Source organism: Sulfitobacter sp. SH24 (genome assembly GCF_965641895.1).
Lineage (GTDB): Bacteria > Pseudomonadota > Alphaproteobacteria > Rhodobacterales > Rhodobacteraceae > Sulfitobacter > Sulfitobacter dubius.
The window spans coordinates 2,429,938-2,449,798 of sequence record NZ_OZ282575.1 but is presented as its reverse complement, the minus strand read 5'-3'; the positions used below and the strand labels follow the sequence as shown (position 1 = coordinate 2,449,798).

12 protein-coding genes are annotated in these 19,861 nt (G+C 60.5%); 8 read left to right on the top strand and 4 right to left on the bottom strand.

Annotation, left to right across the window (positions count from 1 at the left end):
* From ACSQ16_RS14585 to ACSQ16_RS14575, 3 genes are all read right to left on the bottom strand, one after another.
* Positions 1-522, bottom strand: a complete 522-nt coding sequence (locus ACSQ16_RS14585) for a DUF421 domain-containing protein (protein ID WP_243262605.1) — start codon at positions 520-522, stop codon at positions 1-3.
* Positions 522-1,169 (bottom strand): DUF998 domain-containing protein, encoded by a 648-nt coding sequence (locus tag ACSQ16_RS14580; protein WP_317406310.1) that lies wholly within the window; start codon positions 1,167-1,169, stop codon positions 522-524. Before ACSQ16_RS14580 ends, ACSQ16_RS14585 begins: the two co-directional genes overlap by 1 nt.
* A gap of 65 nt (positions 1,170-1,234) precedes the next feature.
* On the bottom strand, positions 1,235-1,381 hold the full coding sequence (locus ACSQ16_RS14575; protein WP_243262606.1) for a hypothetical protein: 147 nt from the start codon (positions 1,379-1,381) through the stop codon (positions 1,235-1,237).
* A 196-nt stretch (positions 1,382-1,577) separates the two neighbouring features.
* Between ACSQ16_RS14575 and ACSQ16_RS14570 the strand changes: the two genes are divergently transcribed.
* The 4 genes from ACSQ16_RS14570 to ACSQ16_RS14555 all read left to right on the top strand — a co-directional run bounded on the left by ACSQ16_RS14570 (position 1,578) and on the right by ACSQ16_RS14555 (position 5,257).
* Positions 1,578-2,162, top strand: coding sequence for a heme NO-binding domain-containing protein (locus ACSQ16_RS14570; RefSeq protein WP_243262607.1), 585 nt, complete (start codon positions 1,578-1,580; stop codon positions 2,160-2,162).
* A 140-nt stretch (positions 2,163-2,302) separates the two neighbouring features.
* A complete protein-coding gene (locus tag ACSQ16_RS14565) occupies positions 2,303-3,172 on the top strand; it encodes a GGDEF domain-containing protein (RefSeq protein ID WP_317406309.1) in 870 nt (289 codons plus the stop codon).
* Between the two features lie 100 nt (positions 3,173-3,272).
* Positions 3,273-4,328, top strand: coding sequence for a glycosyltransferase family 2 protein (locus tag ACSQ16_RS14560; RefSeq protein ID WP_243262609.1), 1,056 nt, complete (start codon positions 3,273-3,275; stop codon positions 4,326-4,328).
* Complete coding sequence (locus ACSQ16_RS14555; RefSeq protein WP_243262610.1) at positions 4,325-5,257, top strand: glycosyltransferase; 933 nt, start codon at positions 4,325-4,327, stop codon at positions 5,255-5,257. The genes ACSQ16_RS14560 and ACSQ16_RS14555 overlap by 4 nt, the downstream gene beginning before the upstream one ends.
* Positions 5,258-5,260: 3 nt before the next feature.
* Here the strand turns inward: ACSQ16_RS14555 and ACSQ16_RS14550 are convergent, their stop codons facing one another.
* Positions 5,261-6,007 carry a WecB/TagA/CpsF family glycosyltransferase gene (locus ACSQ16_RS14550; protein WP_243262611.1) on the bottom strand — a complete coding sequence of 249 codons (747 nt, stop codon included), beginning with the start codon at positions 6,005-6,007 and terminating at the stop codon, positions 5,261-5,263.
* Positions 6,008-6,201: 194 nt separating this feature from the next.
* On the opposite strand from ACSQ16_RS14550, the gene ACSQ16_RS14545 reads away from it, so the two are divergent.
* From ACSQ16_RS14545 to ACSQ16_RS14530, 4 genes are all read left to right on the top strand, one after another.
* On the top strand, positions 6,202-7,644 hold the full coding sequence (locus tag ACSQ16_RS14545) for a hypothetical protein (RefSeq protein WP_243262612.1): 1,443 nt from the start codon (positions 6,202-6,204) through the stop codon (positions 7,642-7,644).
* 159 nt (positions 7,645-7,803) lie between these two features.
* Entirely contained in the window at positions 7,804-14,271 is a 6,468-nt protein-coding gene (locus ACSQ16_RS14540) for a type I polyketide synthase (RefSeq protein WP_243262613.1), read from the top strand.
* Positions 14,268-15,281 carry a glycosyltransferase family 2 protein gene (locus tag ACSQ16_RS14535; RefSeq protein ID WP_317406308.1) on the top strand — a complete coding sequence of 338 codons (1,014 nt, stop codon included), beginning with the start codon at positions 14,268-14,270 and terminating at the stop codon, positions 15,279-15,281. Before ACSQ16_RS14540 ends, ACSQ16_RS14535 begins: the two co-directional genes overlap by 4 nt.
* A complete protein-coding gene (locus tag ACSQ16_RS14530; protein ID WP_317406307.1) occupies positions 15,278-19,861 on the top strand; it encodes a MupA/Atu3671 family FMN-dependent luciferase-like monooxygenase in 4,584 nt (1,527 codons plus the stop codon). Before ACSQ16_RS14535 ends, ACSQ16_RS14530 begins: the two co-directional genes overlap by 4 nt.

The following is a 19,861-nucleotide window of genomic DNA, read 5'->3' as shown; positions in this document are numbered from 1 at the left end:
TCAATCCGTGATCTCGCGTACGCCTTCAAGTATCCGGTCTTCTAGTTCATCCCCATGCAGGACAGAAATATCGCCCGTCGTCTCAAGCACGACTGCGCGTACGTCTGAAAATCGCATGGCATTGGCCTCGCGCAACTTGGCTATCAGATCGGCGCGGGCCACGCGGGTTTCGCGCAGGGCGTCGTCAAAAATCTGCCCATCACGCATCAGGATCACAGGTTCATTCTGCACGGTCTGTTCAAACCGATCAGACGCTTGCCGCCCACGTGCGATTACAAACTGCGCGCCGAGCAGGGCCGAAATGGCCAGCGTAGGCTGCGCAAATTCCGGCCACGTCGTTGCCTGACAGGCCCCGGCAAGCAGAGAACCGGTGGCGACAGTTGCGACAAAATCAAAGGCAGTCATTTTTGAAAAGGTGCGCAACCCGATGACGCGCACGACAAAAATCACCCAGATCAACGCGATAGAAGAAAGCAACAGCGCGCGGGCGACAATATCGAGTGGAACATTCTCGAAAAACATCAGCTTTGCCTTTCGCGTAACGCGGTGCCACGCTGGATAAAGAACCGTCCCAAGAGCACCACCATGGCCATGGCGATAAGGCCGAGATAGCGCTCGTATATTCCGTCGATCCCCGTGGGCAGGAAGAAGAACGGCGGTGCGGATACCAGCCAGATCAGTGAAATGCCTTTCATCGCTTTCGCAACAACGGGCGAGATATCGGCAAACCCGTGGGACAGCATCCAAGGGACGGTCAGCATGATCAGCCCAAGCGCGTAGACCAGATAGATGTGGATTACCACGCCATCAGAATCGCGATCTCCGTATTCGTTTCTTGCGCCGACCAGAAAGACGATGAGCCCAAGGAGAGCGAGACCAATTGCGCCACTGCTCCACCACGCCCCGCCGAAATGCATATGAGCGCATAGCAAGGCGCAGGCGATCAGAGCGGCGGAAAAGGCATAGATGCCGATGTCGACGATAAACTCATACCGACCTGCGCCCAGATCGCTGATCGTATCTGCCATCCAATCATGTTCCGGTACCACGAAATCTGCGATCAAGATCGAGACGGTGAAAACCACGCAGCCAAGGATCGCAACCCAGCCAAGGCATACCATAAACCCCGGCGCGCTGTGCGGCCGGGGTGCCGTGACGTTGTTGCTCATCTGGTGAAACTCATCTTGGGTGCTCTGTTGTTGATGCATCCTGTGATGCGGTCAGGCGAAGGTTGTTAATCCGAAAGCCGCGAGCGTTCTTCGGCATTGGAGCTGCCCGCGGGGGCTTCGTCCAACGTAGCCTCTGGGCGGTGCAGGTCCTCTTGAGGTTTTCTTGGCGGTGTTTTGCTGTTGTCTTTGGGGTGTTTGGGATTATCGCTCATGAGAATACTCCGCCATCGCTGTGCGTTGAGGAAAGACACTGTGCCATCCTTAGACATCAAACGCTTCGTGGTTCCCTCCGGTTCCGCGCGAGTGACCTGACAACTCAACGCAATTTCCGAACAACTGGAATTATCAGGCCAATCTTAACCACTGCACCTGCATTCTAGCTGCGGGAAAAATGGGAATGAGGCAGTCATGCACGGGCTTATAAACCGCAGCATTCAAAACTACTTTTGTGCCAACTATGGCCATGCGCTTTGGTCCGCTGTGGCCACTCGGGCCGGGTTGGGTTTCACCGAGTTCGAGGCGATGCTGACCTATCCGGATCATGTCACGCCAGCGGTTCTGGATGCGGTTTGCACCGTGTTAGAACGGCCCCGCGCGGAGGTGATGGAGGATGTCGGCACCTTCCTTGTGGCGCAGCCGGGCTATGCGGCCGTGCGGCGATTGCTGCGATTTGGCGGGGTAAGTTTTCGCGACTTTTTGCAATCTTTAGACGAGCTGCCAGACCGCACGCGCCTTGCGCTTTCAGAGCTTCGATTGCCTAGGATCGAGTTGTGCGAGGAACCCGATGGTCAGTATTTGTTGATCTGTGAGGCGCCGCTTGTCGGGTACGGCTATCTGATGATGGGGGTCTTGCGGGCCATGGCGGACGACTATGGCGCGCTGGTGGCGCTAGAGCATTGCGGGCGATCTGAAGGGATAGAAACCCTGAAGATCATTCTGATTGAGGCCGATTTTTCGGAAGGTCGCAGCTTCGAACTTGGGGCGCGGGCATGAGTGGGGCGATCCACGACACGGAGGTGTTAGACAGGCTTTGTCCGATGCATCTACTCTTGTCCTCAACGGGGTTCATCCGTCACGCGGGACCGACGATACAAAAGTTGCGACCGCAGTCACCGCTAGCTGGGAAGCTGTTTTTGGATACAGTCACCGTCAAACGGCCCCGCACGATGCGCGGAATGGACGATTTGCGACGTGCGTCTGGCATGAAACTTCATCTGGCTTTCCGCGATGCGCCCCGGACCGAATTAAAGGGCCTGCTTGTGCCGCTGGACGATGGCCGAACCATTGTGAACCTCTCATTTGGGATCTCTATTTTTGACGGGGTGCAAGATTACGCGCTGACCAACGCAGACTTCGCGGCGACGGATCTAGCGATTGAAATGCTCTATCTTATGGAAGCGAAATCAGCCGCGATGGAAGCCTCCCGTCGCTTGAACATGCGCCTAGAAGAGGCGCGCATTGCGGCGGAGGAGCAGGCCTTTACCGACCTATTGACCGGACTAAAGAACCGCCGTGCGCTGAACGCAGTGCTGGAACGGCTGATTGCGGCGGGGGAAGGGTTTGCCGTGATGCACATCGACCTTGATCATTTCAAGGCGGTGAATGACAGCCTTGGCCATGCCGCTGGCGATCATGTTTTGCAAGTGGTCGCTCGGATTATGGTGCAAGAGACCCGCAGCTCCGACATGGTGGTCCGTCTGGGAGGGGATGAGTTCACTGTCGTCTTACCCGATGTGCGCAGTGAAAATGTGTTGGAACAGATCGGGCAGCGCATCATCGACCGATTGGAAGAGCCTATCCATTTCAAAGGTGAGGTCTGCAAAGTCTCTGCCAGCATTGGCACGGTCTGGGTCCAGCGCGGCGACACGCCTTCACGCGATGGGGTTTTGGCCAATGCGGATACTGCGCTTTATGCTTCAAAGCATGCAGGCCGTGCGCGGCACACTTTCTATAGCCCGACATTGCAGGGGGGCGCAGGCTTCGATCCTACCGCTTCTGATTAGGTGGGGCATGCGGCAGCTAATCGCTTGGTGCGACATTGTGCGGGCGTGATTTGGCATGGGGGTAGTAGACCGGACAGGATCGCTGTCGTATCACCTCAGCATGAAATCGCCCCTTTATCTGATCCGCCGCCTGCGGGAACGCCTGAAAGACGCACGCCGCCGCGCGCGCTTTGTCGCCTCTTTGCAGCATCTGCATGGGCCTACCAAACTTGATGTGGCGCCGGGTGACGTGGTGTTGATCGCCTTGGTGCGGGACGGCAGCTATTACCTCGATGCGTTCTTTCGTCACTACCGTGCGATGGGCGTGTGGCATTTTGTATTTATCGACAATGGCTCTCGTGATGACACAATCGCCCGGATCAAGGCGCAGAAGGGCACGATAATAGACCGCAGCGCCCTGCCACTTGCCCAATACGAAGACTTGATCCGGCAGTACCCGGCGCAGACCTATGGGCAAAACCGCTGGTGTCTTTATGTCGATATGGACGAAATCTTTGATTTCGAAGGGCGCTCTCAAATCGGTGTAAGGGGGCTAACCGCCTATCTTGAGCAGCAGGGCTATACTGCCTTGGCGGCTCAGATGCTTGAGATGTTCCCCAAGAACAGCCTCGCCGCTGCGGCTGGGCTGCCCTACAAACAGGCACTGCAAGCCTTCCTTTACTACGACATCAGTGCCGTGCGCAAAGTCGACTACCATAGTTCTGATATAGAGTTTTCGACCCTGCTGAGCAACAATGACCTGTCCAACGATGCTGTGAAATTTGCCTTTGGTGGGGTGCGCGGCAAGGTGTTTGGTGAAGATTGCTGCCTGACCAAACACCCGCTAATTTTCAACGGGCCAGAGGTCACACCCGCTCCGCATCCGCATCTTTCCAGTGGGCTGCGTGTGGCGGATATGACGGCGGTGATAAAACATTATAAATTTGCCAATGACCCCGTCACCCGGGATGCGGCAACACTGGCCTCGGGCGATTTGGCTCATAACGAAGACGCGCGGCGCATGGCGGTGATCGGGCAGAACCCCGATGTCTCGCTCTTTTCATTGGATGCGCGGCGTTGGAACCGGGTTGAACTTTTGTACCGCGCTGGGTTTCTGGTGCCGTCCGAGGCCTATAGCGCCCATGTCGCCGCTTGGCGTGACGAAAACGCCGCATGAGCATCGGTGCCGTTGTCATCGGCCGCAACGAGGGGGCGCGGTTGGAGCGGTCCTTGCAGACCCTCATGGGGCAGGTGGCGCAGGTGGTTTATGTCGATAGCGGGTCAACCGACGGCTCTGTCGCCATGGCGCACGGGCTCGGGGCTAAGGTGGTTGAACTGGACATGCAACAGCCGTTTACCGCCGCGCGGGCACGCAATGCCGGCGTCGCGGCGCTGGAGGAGGGCATCACGCTGGTGCAATTCCTTGATGGAGATTGCATCTTGCAGGCAGGCTGGCTGGAAGCGGCAGAGGCGCATTTAGATGCCCATCCGCAAATCGCTGTGGTTTGCGGCAGGCGGCGCGAGGAATGCCCCCAAGCGTCGATATATAACACCCTGATCGACCGCGAATGGGATACGCCGGTGGGAGAGGCCCAAGCCTGTGGCGGTGACGCCCTGATGCGATTGCATGCGCTGCGCACTGTCGGCGGCTACCGGGCAGAGATGATTGCCGGGGAAGAGCCAGAGCTTTGCCAACGTCTGCGCCGGGCGGGCTGGCAGATATGGCGTTTGGATACTGAAATGACATGGCATGACGCGCAGATCACGCGGTTCAGCCAGTGGTGGCGGCGCAGCCTGCGCGCCGGGCATGCCTTTGCCGAAGGAGCCGCACTTCATGGCGCTGGCCCCGATCGCCATTGGGTGGCCGAGACACGCCGTGCCCTGCTTTGGGGGGCGCTTTTGCCTGCGATGATCGTGTTGTTGGCGCTGCTGATGCCTTGGGCTGCGCTTATTCTGGCCCTGCTCTATCCTGTGCAACTGTTGCGGTTGATCCGGCGGGGCGGGACGGCTTGGGCGGTGTTCACCCTGCTGGGAAAATTCCCCGAGGCTTTGGGCGTTGTGAAATACCATATGCGGCGCGATGGGCGGATTATCGAATACCGCTAACGCCTAGCGCATCCGCCATGCATCAAACGTGAGCCGAGGTAGGATTGCAAAACAGCGCGCATAACGCGGCACCATCCGGAGCGGGCTTTGCAGTGTGCGCCACAGCCATTCCAAAGCCAGCATCCGCATCCACTTTGGCGCACGCCGCTGCCGCTTAGCAAGGAAATCCAACCCCGCCCCGACAGAAGCAAATCCCACCCCCGGCGCGATCTCGCGCCCCCGCGCGGCGAGGATCTCTTGCTTGGGCGCGCCAAGCGCCAAAAAGCACAGCCGCGCACCGCTCTGCGCAATCTCACGCAAGGCAGCGTCGGCCTCAAGGCTTGAGGGGGCAAATCCCATCGGCGGCGCTGTGATGTGACAAATTTCAAGGCCCGGCACCCGGGCTTGCAGCACTCGGGCAGCGCCGTTGAGCGCGTTTTGGTCACTGCCGAAAAAGGCGATGGGCAGCGATAGGTCCGCTGCCAGTTCACATAGCGGCAGGATCAGATCAGAGCCCGGCATCAACTCCACCGGCTGCCTTGCTAGCTGCGACAGCCAGACCACGGGGCGGCCATCCGCAACAATCAAGTCCTGCGCGCTATATGCTGCAGCGAAGGTTGGGTCGCTTGGCAGTTTTGTCAGATGGTCGAGGTTCAGTGTCGCGAGCGCGAATCCGTCACCCATGTCAAAGCGTTTGCGCAGGGCCTGAAACAATACGGCTCTTGTTGCCACATTAACCACCACGGCAGCGTCGCCTTTGCCATACTTCATAGCGCTTCTCGCAAAAGCTGGGCAGCGGTTACAACTCTAGTGGTGTGAAGATAGTCTTTCATGCCTCTGTTATCATGTGTCATTTTACAACCACGCCCACCCCAAAGACTGCCCGCCATGAAACTAGCGGGATGACAGCGCGCAGGCCAGATGGTAATTTACGGCGCCCAACGTTCGGCCCATGCAAGGACATCATGCCTAATCCCATCGCCTATATGATGCTGCTGATCTGGCCCATTGTCTGTTTGGGCCTGTTTCGCAACCTGCCGCTGCAACGGGCGCTGATCTGGTCGATCCTTGGCGGCTATCTTTTCCTGCCGCCGCTGACAGAGTTCAATCTGCCGCTGGTGCCGGGGCTTGATAAAGTGTCGATCCCCAACCTCAGCGTGCTGTTAATCATTTGGCTGGGCACGCAAGAGAAGCTTCGACTTTGGCCTGCCTCGCGCATGGCGGGGCTGTTGGTTGTGGGATTTTTATTTTCGGGCATACCGACGGTTCTAAACAACGGCGATCCCATTTTGTTTCAATCGATCTTGGGGTTTGATCCGGTTGTGTTTCCGGTGGATGCTTTGCCGGGGCTGTCGATCCGCGACATCGGTTCTGTTCTGATCGGCCAGGTTCTGGTGCTCGTACCCTTTTTGCTGGCACGCCAGTTCCTTGCCGATGAGAAAGGGCTGCGCGAGCTTTTGTTGGCTTTTATGATCGGCGGGCTGATCTATTCTGTGCCGTCGTTGTTTGAAGTTCGCTTCTCCCCGCAGCTTAACACTTGGATTTACGGGTTCTTTCAACATTCATTCGAGCAGATGATGCGCAACGGCGGGTTCCGCCCCATCGTCTTCTTGCCCCATGCGCTGTGGTTGGCATTGTTCATGTGTATTGCACTGGTCTCAACGGTAGCGCTGGCGCGGCAAAGCCCGGTTATCAGCCGATGGAAAATGATGTTTCTGGCTGTCTATTTGGCTGTGGTGCTGCTGCTGTGCAAAAGCCTTGCATCTATGGCTTATGCGCTGTTGCTGGTACCGACGGTGCTGCTGTTGCCCACGCGGTGGCAAATACGGTTGGCGGTTGTCTTTGCGGCTGTGGCGATGATCTATCCTATGCTGCGCAACGCTGGTCTGGTCCCGCTTGAGGCACTTGTGGCCCAAGCTGAAGCGATCAGCGCGGAGCGGGCAAATTCGCTGAGCTACCGTTTTATGAACGAAGAGCAGCTTCTTGAACGGGCAGCCGAAAAGCCGTGGTTCGGCTGGGGCGGATGGGGGCGTAACTTGATCCGCGATGCAACCACCGGCGATATCCTCTCGATCCCCGATGGGCGCTGGATTATCGTATTCGGATCCTTTGGATGGATTGGTTACCTGTGTGAAATGGGGCTGTTGGCCTTGCCGATCTTCTTGATGGGCCTATACCTCTATCGTCGTGGGGATGCGGCCCTATCCCCTTGGATCGCACCGCTGCTTCTGATCTTGGGTATTACCATGATGGACATGTTGCTGAATGCGACGTTGACCCCGCTGACTTGGCTTACTGCCGGGGCAATCCTTGGCCATGCCGAGGCCCTAGCAGGCGCGCGGACAGGTCTGAATATCGCAAGCGAGGTCACGCCCCCCGCGACCGCGCGCAGGCGGACGGTCTTTTAAACCGCGCGTTAATCACTGCGTTGTGAGGCGGAAATGACGTTGCGGCACGTTCTTGGCTCAATTTTGACAGATTTGCCTGTTGTATGCTGCATCCGAAGCTTAAATTGAACCTAAGAAGGCTCATCACTGTGACCGAGCGGCGATGGGGCATATGTAGCAATGAATAGCACGGACAGCACTTTTTCTCGCGATGATATTGCGATTGTCGGCATGGCGGTCACTGTTCCGGGGGCCGATGGCGTTGATGCCTATTGGGCGAACCTGCGCGACGGCGTGAGTGCGCTTAAGCGGTTGGACGTGGCGCAATTGCGCGCGGCCGGAGAGAGCGCCGAGCGGATGGCACGGCCAAATTACGTGCCCGTCACCGCCGAAATGCCGGGCTATGACATGTTCGATGCAGAGTTCTTTGGTTTCTCTCCAAAAGATGCCGCAATCCTTGATCCGCAGCACCGCAAGTTTCTTGAAATTGCATGGCAGGCGATGGAGCAGGCGGGCCATATGCCAGAGACCCTCTCGGGCCCTGTAGGGGTCTATGCGGGCTGTGGCATGGGCAGCTATTTCTATTTCAACATCTGCTCGAACCCTGAACTGGTGGATGATGTGGGCATGTTCCTGCTGCGCCATACCGGGAACGATAAGGATTTCCTTTCGACCCGTGTGAGCCATGTGCTTGACCTCAAGGGCCCGTCGATCAACCTGCAAACCGCCTGTTCCACGTCGCTGGTGGCGATCCATTATGCCGCGCAGGCATTGCGAGCGGGTGAGATTGATATGGCGCTGGCGGGCGGGGTGACGATCGAGCTGCCGCAGGGCAGGGGCTATGAGTTCAAGGAAAACGAGATCCTCTCGCCCGACGGGGAATGCCACGCCTTTGATCACCGCGCGCAGGGAACCGTCTTTGGTTCTGGTGCAGGTGCCGTGGCACTGCGGCGGCTTGAGGATGCCATTGCCGATGGTGATCACATCTGGGCGGTTATCAAGGGGTCTGCGGTCAACAATGATGGGGCGGCCAAAGCAGGATATCTGGCGCCTTCGGTTGATGGGCAGACGGCTGCCATCGCCCGCGCGTTGGATGCAGCAGGTGTCGCGGCCCAAAGCATCGGCATGGTCGAATGCCACGGCACGGGCACCTATCTAGGCGACCCGATCGAAGTCGCCGCCCTGACCCAGGCCTACCGGGCCGAGACGCAGGCCGAGGATTTCTGCCGCATTGGATCGGTCAAAACCAACATTGGCCATCTGGATACCGCAGCCGGGGTTGCGGGGCTGGCAAAGGCCGCGCTGTCGCTGCACCATCACCAGATCCCGCCCTCGCTGGGCTATGAGGCGCCGAACCCCGCGATCCCTTTTGATGGCTCGCCGTTCCGTGTGAATGATCAGCTTTATGATTGGCCCGCACAGGCAACCCCGCGCCGTGCGGCGGTTAACGCGCTTGGCGTTGGTGGGACCAATGCGCATATGATCCTTGAAGAAGCGCCCGTGCGCAGGGCGTCCGAGGAAAGCGATTTCCCCTTCCATGTGCTGTGCCTATCGGGCCGCAATAAGGCCGCACTTGAGGCCAATGGCGCCGCACTGGCCGCGCATCTACGTGCGCATCCCGAACAGCCGCTGGCCGATGTAGCATTCACCCTGAAACAAGGACGCCGCGCCTTTGACAAACGCCGCGTGCTGGTGGCCGAAAGCCATGAAGAGGCCGCAGCGCTGTTGGAGAGTGGCGACAGCCGCCGCGTTTTTACCCATGACCATCTTGGCTCCGATCCCGAGGTCGCCTTCATGTTCCCCGGTGGTGGTGCGCAATATGCCGACATGGCCCGCGACCTTTATGAAACCGAGCCGGTCTTTGCCGAATGGATGGACCGGGGGCTGGCGCATCTGGAGCCGCAGCTTGATTATGATATCCGCGCGATTTGGTTGCCAGAGCCTGAAGTCCGCGCCGCAGCTGAGGCCAAGCTGAAAAAGCCTTCGGTGCAACTGCCGCTGATCATGATCGTGGAATATGCATTGGCGCAGCTTTGGATGTCTTGGGGCGTGAAACCTGCTGCGCTGGTGGGGCATTCCATGGGCGAAAACGTTGCCGCCTGTTTGGCCGGGGTGATGCGTTTTGAAGAGTGTATCGACCTTGTTCTACTGCGTGGACGGCTGTTTGACGAAGTTCCAGCAGGCGGGATGATCAGCATCTCTGCCCCGCTTGAGCGGATCACACCGCATCTGGGCCAAGACCTTGATATCGCCAGCGTGAATGGCCCGGAACTGATCGCAATTTCCGGCCCCGACAGTGCGCTTGCCGCCTTGCAGGAACGTCTGACGGCGGCTGGACTTGAGCACCAGAGGATCGCCATCGACATCGCCGCCCATTCGCGGATGTTGGACCCGATCCTTGACCGCTACCGCGCCTTTCTGGCCAAGCTGGACCTGCGCGTGCCTCAGATGCCTTTCCTATCAAACCGGACGGGGCAGTTGATCACGGCAGAGCAGGCCACAGACCCTGACTATTGGGTCGAACAATTGCGTCACACGGTGAATTTTGCCGATTGCATCAGCTACCTTACCAGTGATGCCCCAAAGGTCTTCCTTGAGGTCGGACCGGGCAAGGCACTGTCGGCCTTGGCGCAGATGAACGCGGATGTGGCACCGGGGCAGGTGATGTCGTCGCTGCGTCACCCTGAACAGGAGATGGCGGATGATGCCTATTTCCTTGGCGTGATCGGGCGGCTATGGGCCTGCGGTGTCGAAGCCGACTGGGCGCAGATTTGGGGGGAGGCGCGGCGTAACCGTGTGCTGCTGCCGACCTATCAATTCCAGCGCGCGCGCTATTTCATCGAGCCGGGCAAGGCCGTGCAAAGTTCCCCCACACCGCAGCTGCAGCGCGAGGATGACATCGCCAAATGGGGTGCCGTGCCCCATTGGCAGCCGCGCTATGCTGAACGCGACATGCGTGTTTCCGGTCCGCTTAACTGGTTGATCTTTGCGGATAAGGCCGGGCTGGGGGCCGAGGCTGCCGCGCGGCTTCGCGCAGAAGGGCACCGCGTTGTGCAGGTCACCGCGGGCGATGCCTTTGCCCGCGTCAGTGCCGATCAGTTTACCATGGCTGCTGAACAGGGCCGTCCGAGCTATGATCAACTGCTGACTGCCCTAAAGGCCGATGGGCAGATGCCAGACCGGATCGCACATTTCTGGCTAACCGATGATACGGTGCAGCCGCGCCCCGGCTCCAGCAGGTTCGACCGCAATATCGAACAAGGGTTTTGGAGCCTGACGTGGCTTGCCCAAGCGCTGGCCGACGGGGAACGTGACGCGCCGCTGCATCTGAGTGTTTTCACCACTGGGGCCACGCAGATTGGTGACGCGGTTCTGGCTTATCCCGAAAAGGCGCTGATTTCCGGCCCTGTTGGGGTGATGGCGCGTGAACTGCCGGGGCTGACGGCTTCGCAGATTGATTTGGCTGTCGCGCAAGCTCCGGCGCAGGCGGGGTGGTTCGCAAAACCAGTGGCCGCTGTGCCGGTGATCGACGCGGATGACCTTTTGGAAGAGCTTCTCGCCAGCCCCGCCAACCTTCAGGTCGCTCACCGCGCTGGCCGCCGTTATGAGTTGGGCTACCGCGACGCTGCGCTGCCACAAAGCGATTTACCGGGGTGGAAGGCGCAAGGAAGCTACCTCATCACCGGGGGCTTTGGCGGCATCGGCCTGACCCTTGCGGCGGATATTCTGCACACCAAAGGCGCCCGCGTTATTCTGCTAAGCCGCGCCGCCCTACCGATGCGCCATGAATGGGAGAGCTATCTGGCCAGCCACGGCCCTGCCGATGCCACGGCCCGCCGTTTGCGTGCGGTGATGCGGCTTGAGGCACAGGCCGTGCAGTCTGGCGGTGCGATCGAGGTCGCCCGCGCAGATGTGGCGAACCTTGCGCAGATGCGTCGGGTGATCGACGATCTGACCACCCGTCACGGTGGGCTCACCGGGGTGATCCACGCCGCAGGCGTGCTGGACGACGCGCCACTTCTGGCAAAATCCGATGCGGGTATCGATGCGGTGCTGGCCCCCAAGTTGCAGGGTTTGCGAGTCTTGGATCAACTTTTGCCGGATGGCGCGCTTGATCTGATGGTGTTGTTTTCTTCAACCTCTACGGCCACCCGCGCGGCGGGGCAGTTGGATTATGTCGCGGCGAATGCATGGCTGAATGCCTTTGCGCAATCGCGCCGGGATGCGCAGACACGCGTCGTCGCAGTGAATTGGGGTGTTTGGGCCGATGTCGGCATGGCCGCTGAAACACTCGGAGGGGGCGGCACCGTAGCGCTGCCCGCACGCGCGATCAATGCGGCGTTGCTTGAAACCGCCGGATCTGGCGATAGCGGCGCCCCTGAATTCATGACCGAAATCGCGACAGAGCATTGGCTGCTGGACCAGCACCGCACCAGCGACGGGCGCGCAATTATGCCCGGAACAGGCTATATCGAACTTTTGGCCGAAGCGGCACAGGCCCAAGGATTGGCCAGTTTCACGCTGCAAGACCTTTATTTTCTACGGCCCTTGCCGCTGGCCGATGGGACGCGGCGCGATATCAAGATCACCCTGGACCCCGAGGGCACAGGCTTTGCTGCTGAACTGCGCAGCGCCTGTGTGGTGAACGGCAAAGCCGCATGGCAGTTGCATGTGCAAGCGCGTTTGGTGCCTGCTGAGCCGGGTGCTGAAACACTTGACCTAGATGCTATCGCTGCCCGTTGCCCCAACGTTGCGCGGGCTGAGCCCGGTGATCGTTTGCCCGCCGCCCAAGAGGCGCATCTAAAGTTCGGCCCACGTTGGCACGTGTTGCAACGCACCGCCCTTGGGCAGGGCGAGGGGCTGGCGGACTTGCATCTGCCCAAGGCGGCGCAGGGCGATTTGACCGACGGGCATCTGCTGCATCCCGGCCTGATGGACATCGCCACCGGTTGGGCCATGGCGCTCGTCCCCGGCTATGCTGCGCGCCACCTGTGGGTGCCGCTGTCCTATGGTGAGATCACGCTGCACGCCCCACTGCCTGCCGATATCCGGTCTCATGTGCGGCTGGTCGAAGGGGCGGCTGCGTCGGGCTTTGCCCGCTTTGATGTGACGATCACCGATGCGCAGGGCGCACCCCTTGTCGACGTGCGCAATTTCGCGATGAAACGGCTCGAAGGCGCCTTTGCCGAGGTGCCAGCCCCCGATGCGCGCGAAGTGGTGTTTGAAGAGGGCGACAGTACACCGACACTCAGCCCCGCCGAAGAACGGTTGGCCCGTATGGTACGCCAAGGCATCCGCGCGCTGGAGGGGCCAGAAGCCCTGCGCCGGGCATTGGCGCTGGACGTTCCGCAGGTCATGGTTTCATCCTTGCCATTGCAGAGCTTAATCGCACAGGCCGACGCCCCGGTGACGGAGGCTGCGCCCCAAGGGCAAAGTTTCGAGCGCCCGGATCTGGATGGCAGTTTTGTCGCCCCGCGCAATGCGATCGAAGATAAACTCGCGGAAATTTGGTCGAACCTTCTGGGCGTCAGCCCAGTCGGGGTCGACGATAGTTTCTTTGACCTCGGAGGGCATTCGCTGATCGCCGTGCGGCTTTTTGCGGCGGTGAAACGGGAGTTTAAGGTCGAATTCCCGATCTCTGTCCTGTTCGAAGCACCCACGATCGCCAAATGCGCCGCGTTGATCGCGGCAGAACGGGGCGATTTGGCCGACGCTGACGCATCAGACACAACGCCTGCCGCGCCTCAGCAGCGGTTCAATTACCTTGTGCCGCTGAATCAATCGCGCAGCGATGCGACGCCGCTTTTCGTTGTTGCGGGCATGTTCGGCAACGTGCTGAACCTGCGTCACCTTGCCTTGCCCTTCAGCAATGAACGCCCAGTCTTTGGCATACAGGCCCGCGGGTTGATCGGGGACGACGCCCCACATGAAGAGGTGCAGACCGCTGCCGCCGATTACATCGCCGAAATCCGCGCCCTACAGCCCCAAGGCCCCTATCTGCTGGCGGGGTATTCGGGCGGCGGGATCACATCCTATGAAATGGCGCAGCAATTGAAAGCCGCAGGGCAAGAAGTGGCCGTCCTAGCGATGCTCGACACGCCGCTGCCCGTGCGCCCATCGCTCAGTAAGATCGACAAGGCGTATATCAAATTGGCCGAGTTCAAGCGCAAGGGGCCAGCCTATCTGCTGGAATGGGCGCGTAACCGTTGGGCATGGGAGCGCGAGCGCCGTCGCGCGGTGCCTGATGCGGGCGGTGAGGCTGAGGCAGGTGTCTCTTTCAACAGCCTGCGCATTCAGGCGGCGTTCCTTCGCGCTGTAGGGCAATATCAAACCCCCACTTGGGACGGCCCGCTGACCCTGTTTCGGCCGCCGTTGGATCGCCATTGGGCGGTGTCCGGTGGCAATCATGTCACCGCCGAAAAGGAATATGTCTTTGAGGACAACGACTGGCGTCAGTTTGCGCCGCGCCTGCAGGTTGTCGAAGTGCCGGGTGATCATGTCAGCATGGTCCTTGCGCCCAACGTGACCGTGCTGGCGCAAGAACTGGCCGAAGTCATCGCAGCGGCGCTCTTCGAATACCCAGACAAGGCCGCAACACTGTCCGCTCACGCGGACAAGGCCCAACCTCAAGCAACGGCGGCAGAATGATGCAGCAAATGCCGCGCCTTTTGGTGGTTATCCTCAACTATCGCACCGCAGAGATGACCCTGCGCGCGGCAGAGGCTGCTCTGGCCGATATGCCCACCACAAACGCGGAATTGGTGATCGTCGACAATGACAGCGGTGACGGTTCTGCCGCGCTGTTGGCACAGGCGATCACGGAACGTGGCTGGGGGGTGGGTGACCGGGTGCGCCTTATCTCGGCCCCCGACAATGGCGGGTTTGGCGCGGGCAACAATGTCGCTATCCGGGCTGGCATGTCTGATGGGGCACCGCCCGATTTCGTGCATGTGGTGAACTCTGATGCTTTTCTGGACCCGGGCTGCATTGCGGGGCTATTGGTTCATCTGCAAGAACACCCCCGCGCGGGATTGGCCGGAAGCCATGTGCGCGGCGAAGATGATCTGCCCCATACCACGGCCTTTCGATTTCCGACTGCCGCCGGAGAGTTGGAGGGCGCTGCGCGGTTCGGCCCGCTGACGCGGTTGCTGTCGTCGTCAGTGGTTGCGCCGCCTTTGCCGGAAAGACCCGCACAGGTGGATTGGGTGGCCGGGGCCAGTGTCATGATGCGATGGGACATGCTGACCGAGATTGGCCTCTTTGATGAAGAGTATTTCTTGTATTACGAGGAAACCGACCTTTGCCTGCGTGCCGCGCGGGCGGGTTGGGATTGTTGGTATGTGCCGCAGGCGCGATGCGTGCATGTGGGGTCCGTCTCGACAGGGATGAAGGAATGGCGTCGCATGCCGCGATACTGGTTCGATAGCCGCCGCCGATATTTCACAAAAAATCACGGGCGTGCCTATGCCGCGCTGGCCGTTTTGGCGCGGCTTCTCGGCGGCGGTCTGCACCATTTGCGTTGCCTTTTGACAGGGCGCAGACCCGAGGATGCGCCGGGCTTTTACCGTGACCTTGCGGCCCATGCGCTTACCGCCAGACGCTCTGCCGCCACGACCAAAAAACCGCCCAGCTGCCCCGCCACGGAGGATCGTTCATGACCGCCAGTTTCAAGACTAATCCGTTCTCTGCCCTGCTCATGGGGGACGAATCCCTGACCATCGCTTGCGGTGACATGATTTTGGCGGGGGGGCACCAGATCGCCGCCGTGATCAGCCGCGATGATACGGTGCGTGATTGGGCCGAACGGCAGGGGCTGACGATTTACCACGCGGCCGATGATCTGTTGCAGGCAGGGGTCACTGCCGATTGGTTGTTGAGCATCGCCAACCTGCGCCTAATCTCTGACGCAGTTTTGGCGCTGCCGACCCGTGGCGCGATCAACTTTCACGATGGGCCGCTGCCACGCTATGCCGGGCTGAACACCCCCGCTTGGGCGATCATGAACGGCGAAGCGCAGCATGGGGTCAGTTGGCACCTGATCGAGGCGGGCGTGGACAAAGGCGATTTGCTGGCGCAGCGCATGGCGGATATCGCCGCAGATGAGACGGCCTTTAGCCTGAATTCCAAATGCTATGCTGCCGGAATGGAAAGCTTTGGCGAGGTCTTGGCGCAATTGGAAAGCGGCAGCTTGCAGACCACCCCGCAAGACTTGAGCCAGCGAAGCTATTTTGCCCGTGACAAGCGGCCCGCAGGCGGCGGCGTCATCGACTTTGCGAATGACGCAAAGACGATCTCTGCGCTGGTGCGTGGTTTGAACTTTGGCGAATATTGGAACCCGCTTACCACGGCCAAGGTCGTGGGCGCCGCGGGGCATGTGCTGACTGTATCAAGCGTGGAGGTGCTAGAGACGACAGGCGGCACCCCCGGTGAGGTGATCTCGGTGGAGGGCGCGCGGCTGGTCGTGTCCGCAGCAGACGCACAATTGGCCTTAGAGGGGCTGCGCGACATTTCCGGTGACCCCATTGTTCTATCAGATGTCTTCAAACCGGGTGAGCGGTTGCCGAGCAGCGCAGGAGCATCCCCCACGCCCGCTGAAGAACCGCAGTGGCGGCGTGCTTTGGCGAGCTTTGATCCGCTGCCAGTTCCGTTGGCCGATGCAACCGTCGGGGCCGCAAGGTTTACTCAGCGAAACATCCCGTTGCCGCAAGATCTTGAACAATCGCGGCAAGTTACCGCCGCTGCGCTGGTGGCTTTGCGTAGCGCCGGGCGGGGCGATGGGGGCCTTGCACTGTGCCGCCAAGCAGAGCCCGCGCCGCTACTGGCCGATTGGTTGCCGATAACCGTTACGGCAGAGGCGGGGACGACGATTGCCGATGTGCTGGAGCTACTGACACCGCAACTCTCCCACGCCACCAATTCTGCGGGTTTTGCCCGAGACCTGCCGCTGCGTGATCCGGCGATTGGCCCGCTTGAGACACCGGATTTTGCGATTTCATTCGGGACTGCCCCCCTCACCGGCGCGGTGTTGACCCTTTGCCTGACGCCCGAGGGAGCCATGTTGCTCGCCGATGGCACGCGGCTCTCCGAGGATGCGATCAATTTGCTTGCCGCGCGTTTGGAGGCGGCCTTTGCCAAGGTTGCGGATGCGCCCGATTGTGGCACAGTCTGGGCGCTGTCCGGGGCCGAGGAGCAATTGCTAAACCGCGTGAACGCGACCGAACGCAGCTATGATCCCCTCACCCTTCATGCGGCGTTTGAGGCACAAGTGGCTCGGGCGCCAGATGCACCAGCGCTGGTGTTCGAAGGCGAAACGCTAAGCTATGCCACACTTAACGCGCGCGCCAATCAACTAGCACATGTGCTGCGCGATATGGGGGTGGGGCCGGGCATTCCTGTGGCGCTCTGCACCGCGCGGGGCGTAGACCTTTTGGTGGGTGCACTCGGGATTTTGAAAGCTGGGGCGGCCTATGTGCCACTCGACCCGGCTTATCCGGCCGACCGTCTGGCGCATTATCTTTCCGACAGTGGGGCGTCGGTGGTTGTAACGCAATCGAGCCTGACGGCAAGCCTGCCAACGCATAGCGCGCAGGTACTAGAGATCGACCGCGACCCACGCCTTGCCAATGCATCCGACGAGAACCTGACCGCCGATGCCGGGGCTGATGACCTCGCCTATTTGATTTATACCTCCGGCTCGACCGGTACACCAAAGGGCGTGATGGTTAGCCACGGCAATGTGGCGAATTTCTTTGCCGGAATGGACGACCGCATCGACCATGAGGCGGGTGCGGTCTGGCTCGCGGTGACCAGCCTCAGTTTTGATATCTCGGTGCTAGAGCTGTTCTGGACCCTCGCGCGGGGCTTCAAGCTGGTGCTGGCGGGCGATGACAGCCGGGCGCTGATGTCGAATGGTCCGATTGCCACCAGCGACCGCAAGATCGACTTCAACCTGTTTTATTGGGGCAATGACGATGGCGTTGGCCCCAAGAAATACGAACTGCTGCTCGAAGGGGCCAAATTCGCGGATGCCAATGGCTTCAACGCCGTCTGGACGCCCGAGCGGCACTTTCATGCCTTTGGTGGCCCTTACCCGAACCCCTCCGTCACCGGCGCTGCCGTGGCAGCGGTGACGCAAAACCTCGATGTGCGGGCCGGGTCTTGCGTGGCCCCACTCCATCACCCCGCGCGGATCGCCGAGGAATGGGCGGTGATCGACAATCTGACCAATGGGCGTGTCGGCTTGGCCATCGCCAGCGGCTGGCAGCCTGATGATTTCGTGCTCCGCCCGGAAAACACACCGCCGCAGAACAAGCCCGCGATGTATGATGCCATAGACCAGCTGCGCAAGCTCTGGGCCGGGGAACCAGTAGAGTTCCCGCGTGCCGATGGCACACCTCATGCAGTGGTAACGCAACCGCGGCCCGTGTCCACAGTGCTGCCCATCTGGGTGACCACGGCGGGCAACCCGCAGACGTGGAAAGAGGCGGGGGAGATTGGGGCCAATGTGTTGACCCACCTGCTTGGCCAATCCGTGGAAGAGGTGGCGGATAAGCTCAAAATCTACCACGACGCTCTGCGCGGCGCGGGCCATGACCCGGCGGACCATAAGGTCACGGTGATGCTGCACAGCTATCTGGCGGATACGCGCGCCGAGGCCGAAGAGGTGGCGCGCGAACCGATGAAAGACTACCTGCGCTCGGCGGCGGGGCTCATCAAACAATACGCTTGGGCCTTCCCGGCCTTCAAGAAACCGGCTGGCACGACGAACCCCTTCGAGATCGACCTTGAGGGGCTTTCGCCTGAGGAAATGGATGCGATCCTTGAGTTCGCCTTTCAACGCTATTTCAACGACAGCGGCATGTTTGGCACCGTGGCCGACGGTTTGGCGCGGGCCGAGCAACTCAAGCGGATCGGCGTGGATGAGATCGCCTGCCTGATCGACTACGGCATTCCGACGGACAAGGTAATGGCGGGGCTCAAGCCTTTGGCCGAGGTGCTGCGCCGCGCCAATCTGGGCGGGCAACCGGCGGCGGATGACCACTCCATCGCCGCGCAGATCATCCGCCACGGGGTGACCCATCTGCAATGCACGCCATCAATGGCGCAGATGATGGTGATGAACGATGAAGCGCGCGGTGCGCTGGCGCGGGTGACATCCTTGATGATCGGGGGGGAGGCGTTGCCCGGCACGCTGTCTCGCGCACTGCGTGAGGCGACGCAGGCACAGATCCAAAACATGTATGGGCCGACAGAGACGACGATCTGGTCGACCACCCATGTGCTACAAGACGCGCAAGCAACCACTGCGCCCATCGGCACGCCGATTGCCAATACGCAGGTCCATGTACTGGATGATGCGCTGCAACCGCTGCCCATTGGGGCTGCGGGCGCACTTTGGATCGGTGGTGATGGGGTGACGCAGGGCTACTGGCAGCGGGCCGAAATGACCGCTGAGAGGTTCATCGCGGACCCTTTTGCCGTTTCGGGCCGGATCTATAATACGGGCGATCTGGTGCGGATGGACGCCGAGGGCGTGCTGCATTTTGAAGGGCGTGCCGATGCGCAGGTCAAAATACGCGGGCATCGTATCGAATTGGGAGAGGTTGAGGCGCGGCTGGCGGAATTGCCGGGCGTGCGCCAAGCCGTGGCCGTGCTGCGCGACGACGCAGGGCAGGGTGGTGCGCAGCTTGTTGGCTATGTCGTCGCGGATACCACTGTTGAGAGTGACAGCGCGCAGCGCCAGCTTGCAGCGAATTTGCCAGATATCATGGTGCCGCAGGCCATTGTCACGCTGCCTGCCATGCCTCTGACACCCAACAAGAAAATCGACCGTAAGGCCCTGCCGGCGCCCGTGAAGCGAACCGCCGCGCCCGCACGTGAGACGCCAGAAGCCAGCCCAGTCGAAGGCAGCCAAGCCGCCATCGCGCAGGTCTGGGGCGCGCTTTTGGGGGTTGCTGACATTCGCGGGGCCGATAATTTCTTTGCCTTGGGGGGACATTCTCTTTTGGCGGTGCAGGCACATCGCGACATCAAAGCCGCCTTGAACACCAGCGCTTTGTCGATCACCGATATCTTCCGCTTTCCGACCCTTTCGGGGCTGGCCGCGCATATTGACGGGCTGAGCGGTAAGGTGTCAGCACCTACTGCCGCACCCTCGGATGTTGATGCGCCTGCACGGTCTGAAACCATGTCCAAGCGCCGGATGATGCGCGCGGGGCGTGGGCGCGGGCAAGGCTAA

Bases quoted from the DNA above. Each gene is read 5' to 3' on its own strand.
- ACSQ16_RS14545 (WP_243262612.1), top strand. From the start codon at position 6,202: ATGCCTAATCCCATCGCCTATATGATGCTGCTGATCTGGCCCATTGTC.
- ACSQ16_RS14530 (WP_317406307.1), top strand. From the start codon at position 15,278: ATGACCGCCAGTTTCAAGACTAATCCGTTCTCTGCCCTGCTCATGGGG.
- ACSQ16_RS14555 (WP_243262610.1), top strand. From the start codon at position 4,325: ATGAGCATCGGTGCCGTTGTCATCGGCCGCAACGAGGGGGCGCGGTTG.
- ACSQ16_RS14570 (WP_243262607.1), top strand. From the start codon at position 1,578: ATGCACGGGCTTATAAACCGCAGCATTCAAAACTACTTTTGTGCCAAC.
- ACSQ16_RS14580 (WP_317406310.1), bottom strand. From the start codon at position 1,169: ATGAGCAACAACGTCACGGCACCCCGGCCGCACAGCGCGCCGGGGTTT.
- ACSQ16_RS14560 (WP_243262609.1), top strand. From the start codon at position 3,273: ATGAAATCGCCCCTTTATCTGATCCGCCGCCTGCGGGAACGCCTGAAA.
- ACSQ16_RS14585 (WP_243262605.1), bottom strand. From the start codon at position 522: ATGTTTTTCGAGAATGTTCCACTCGATATTGTCGCCCGCGCGCTGTTG.
- ACSQ16_RS14540 (WP_243262613.1), top strand. From the start codon at position 7,804: ATGAATAGCACGGACAGCACTTTTTCTCGCGATGATATTGCGATTGTC.
- ACSQ16_RS14575 (WP_243262606.1), bottom strand. From the start codon at position 1,381: ATGAGCGATAATCCCAAACACCCCAAAGACAACAGCAAAACACCGCCA.
- ACSQ16_RS14550 (WP_243262611.1), bottom strand. From the start codon at position 6,007: ATGAAGTATGGCAAAGGCGACGCTGCCGTGGTGGTTAATGTGGCAACA.
- ACSQ16_RS14535 (WP_317406308.1), top strand. From the start codon at position 14,268: ATGATGCAGCAAATGCCGCGCCTTTTGGTGGTTATCCTCAACTATCGC.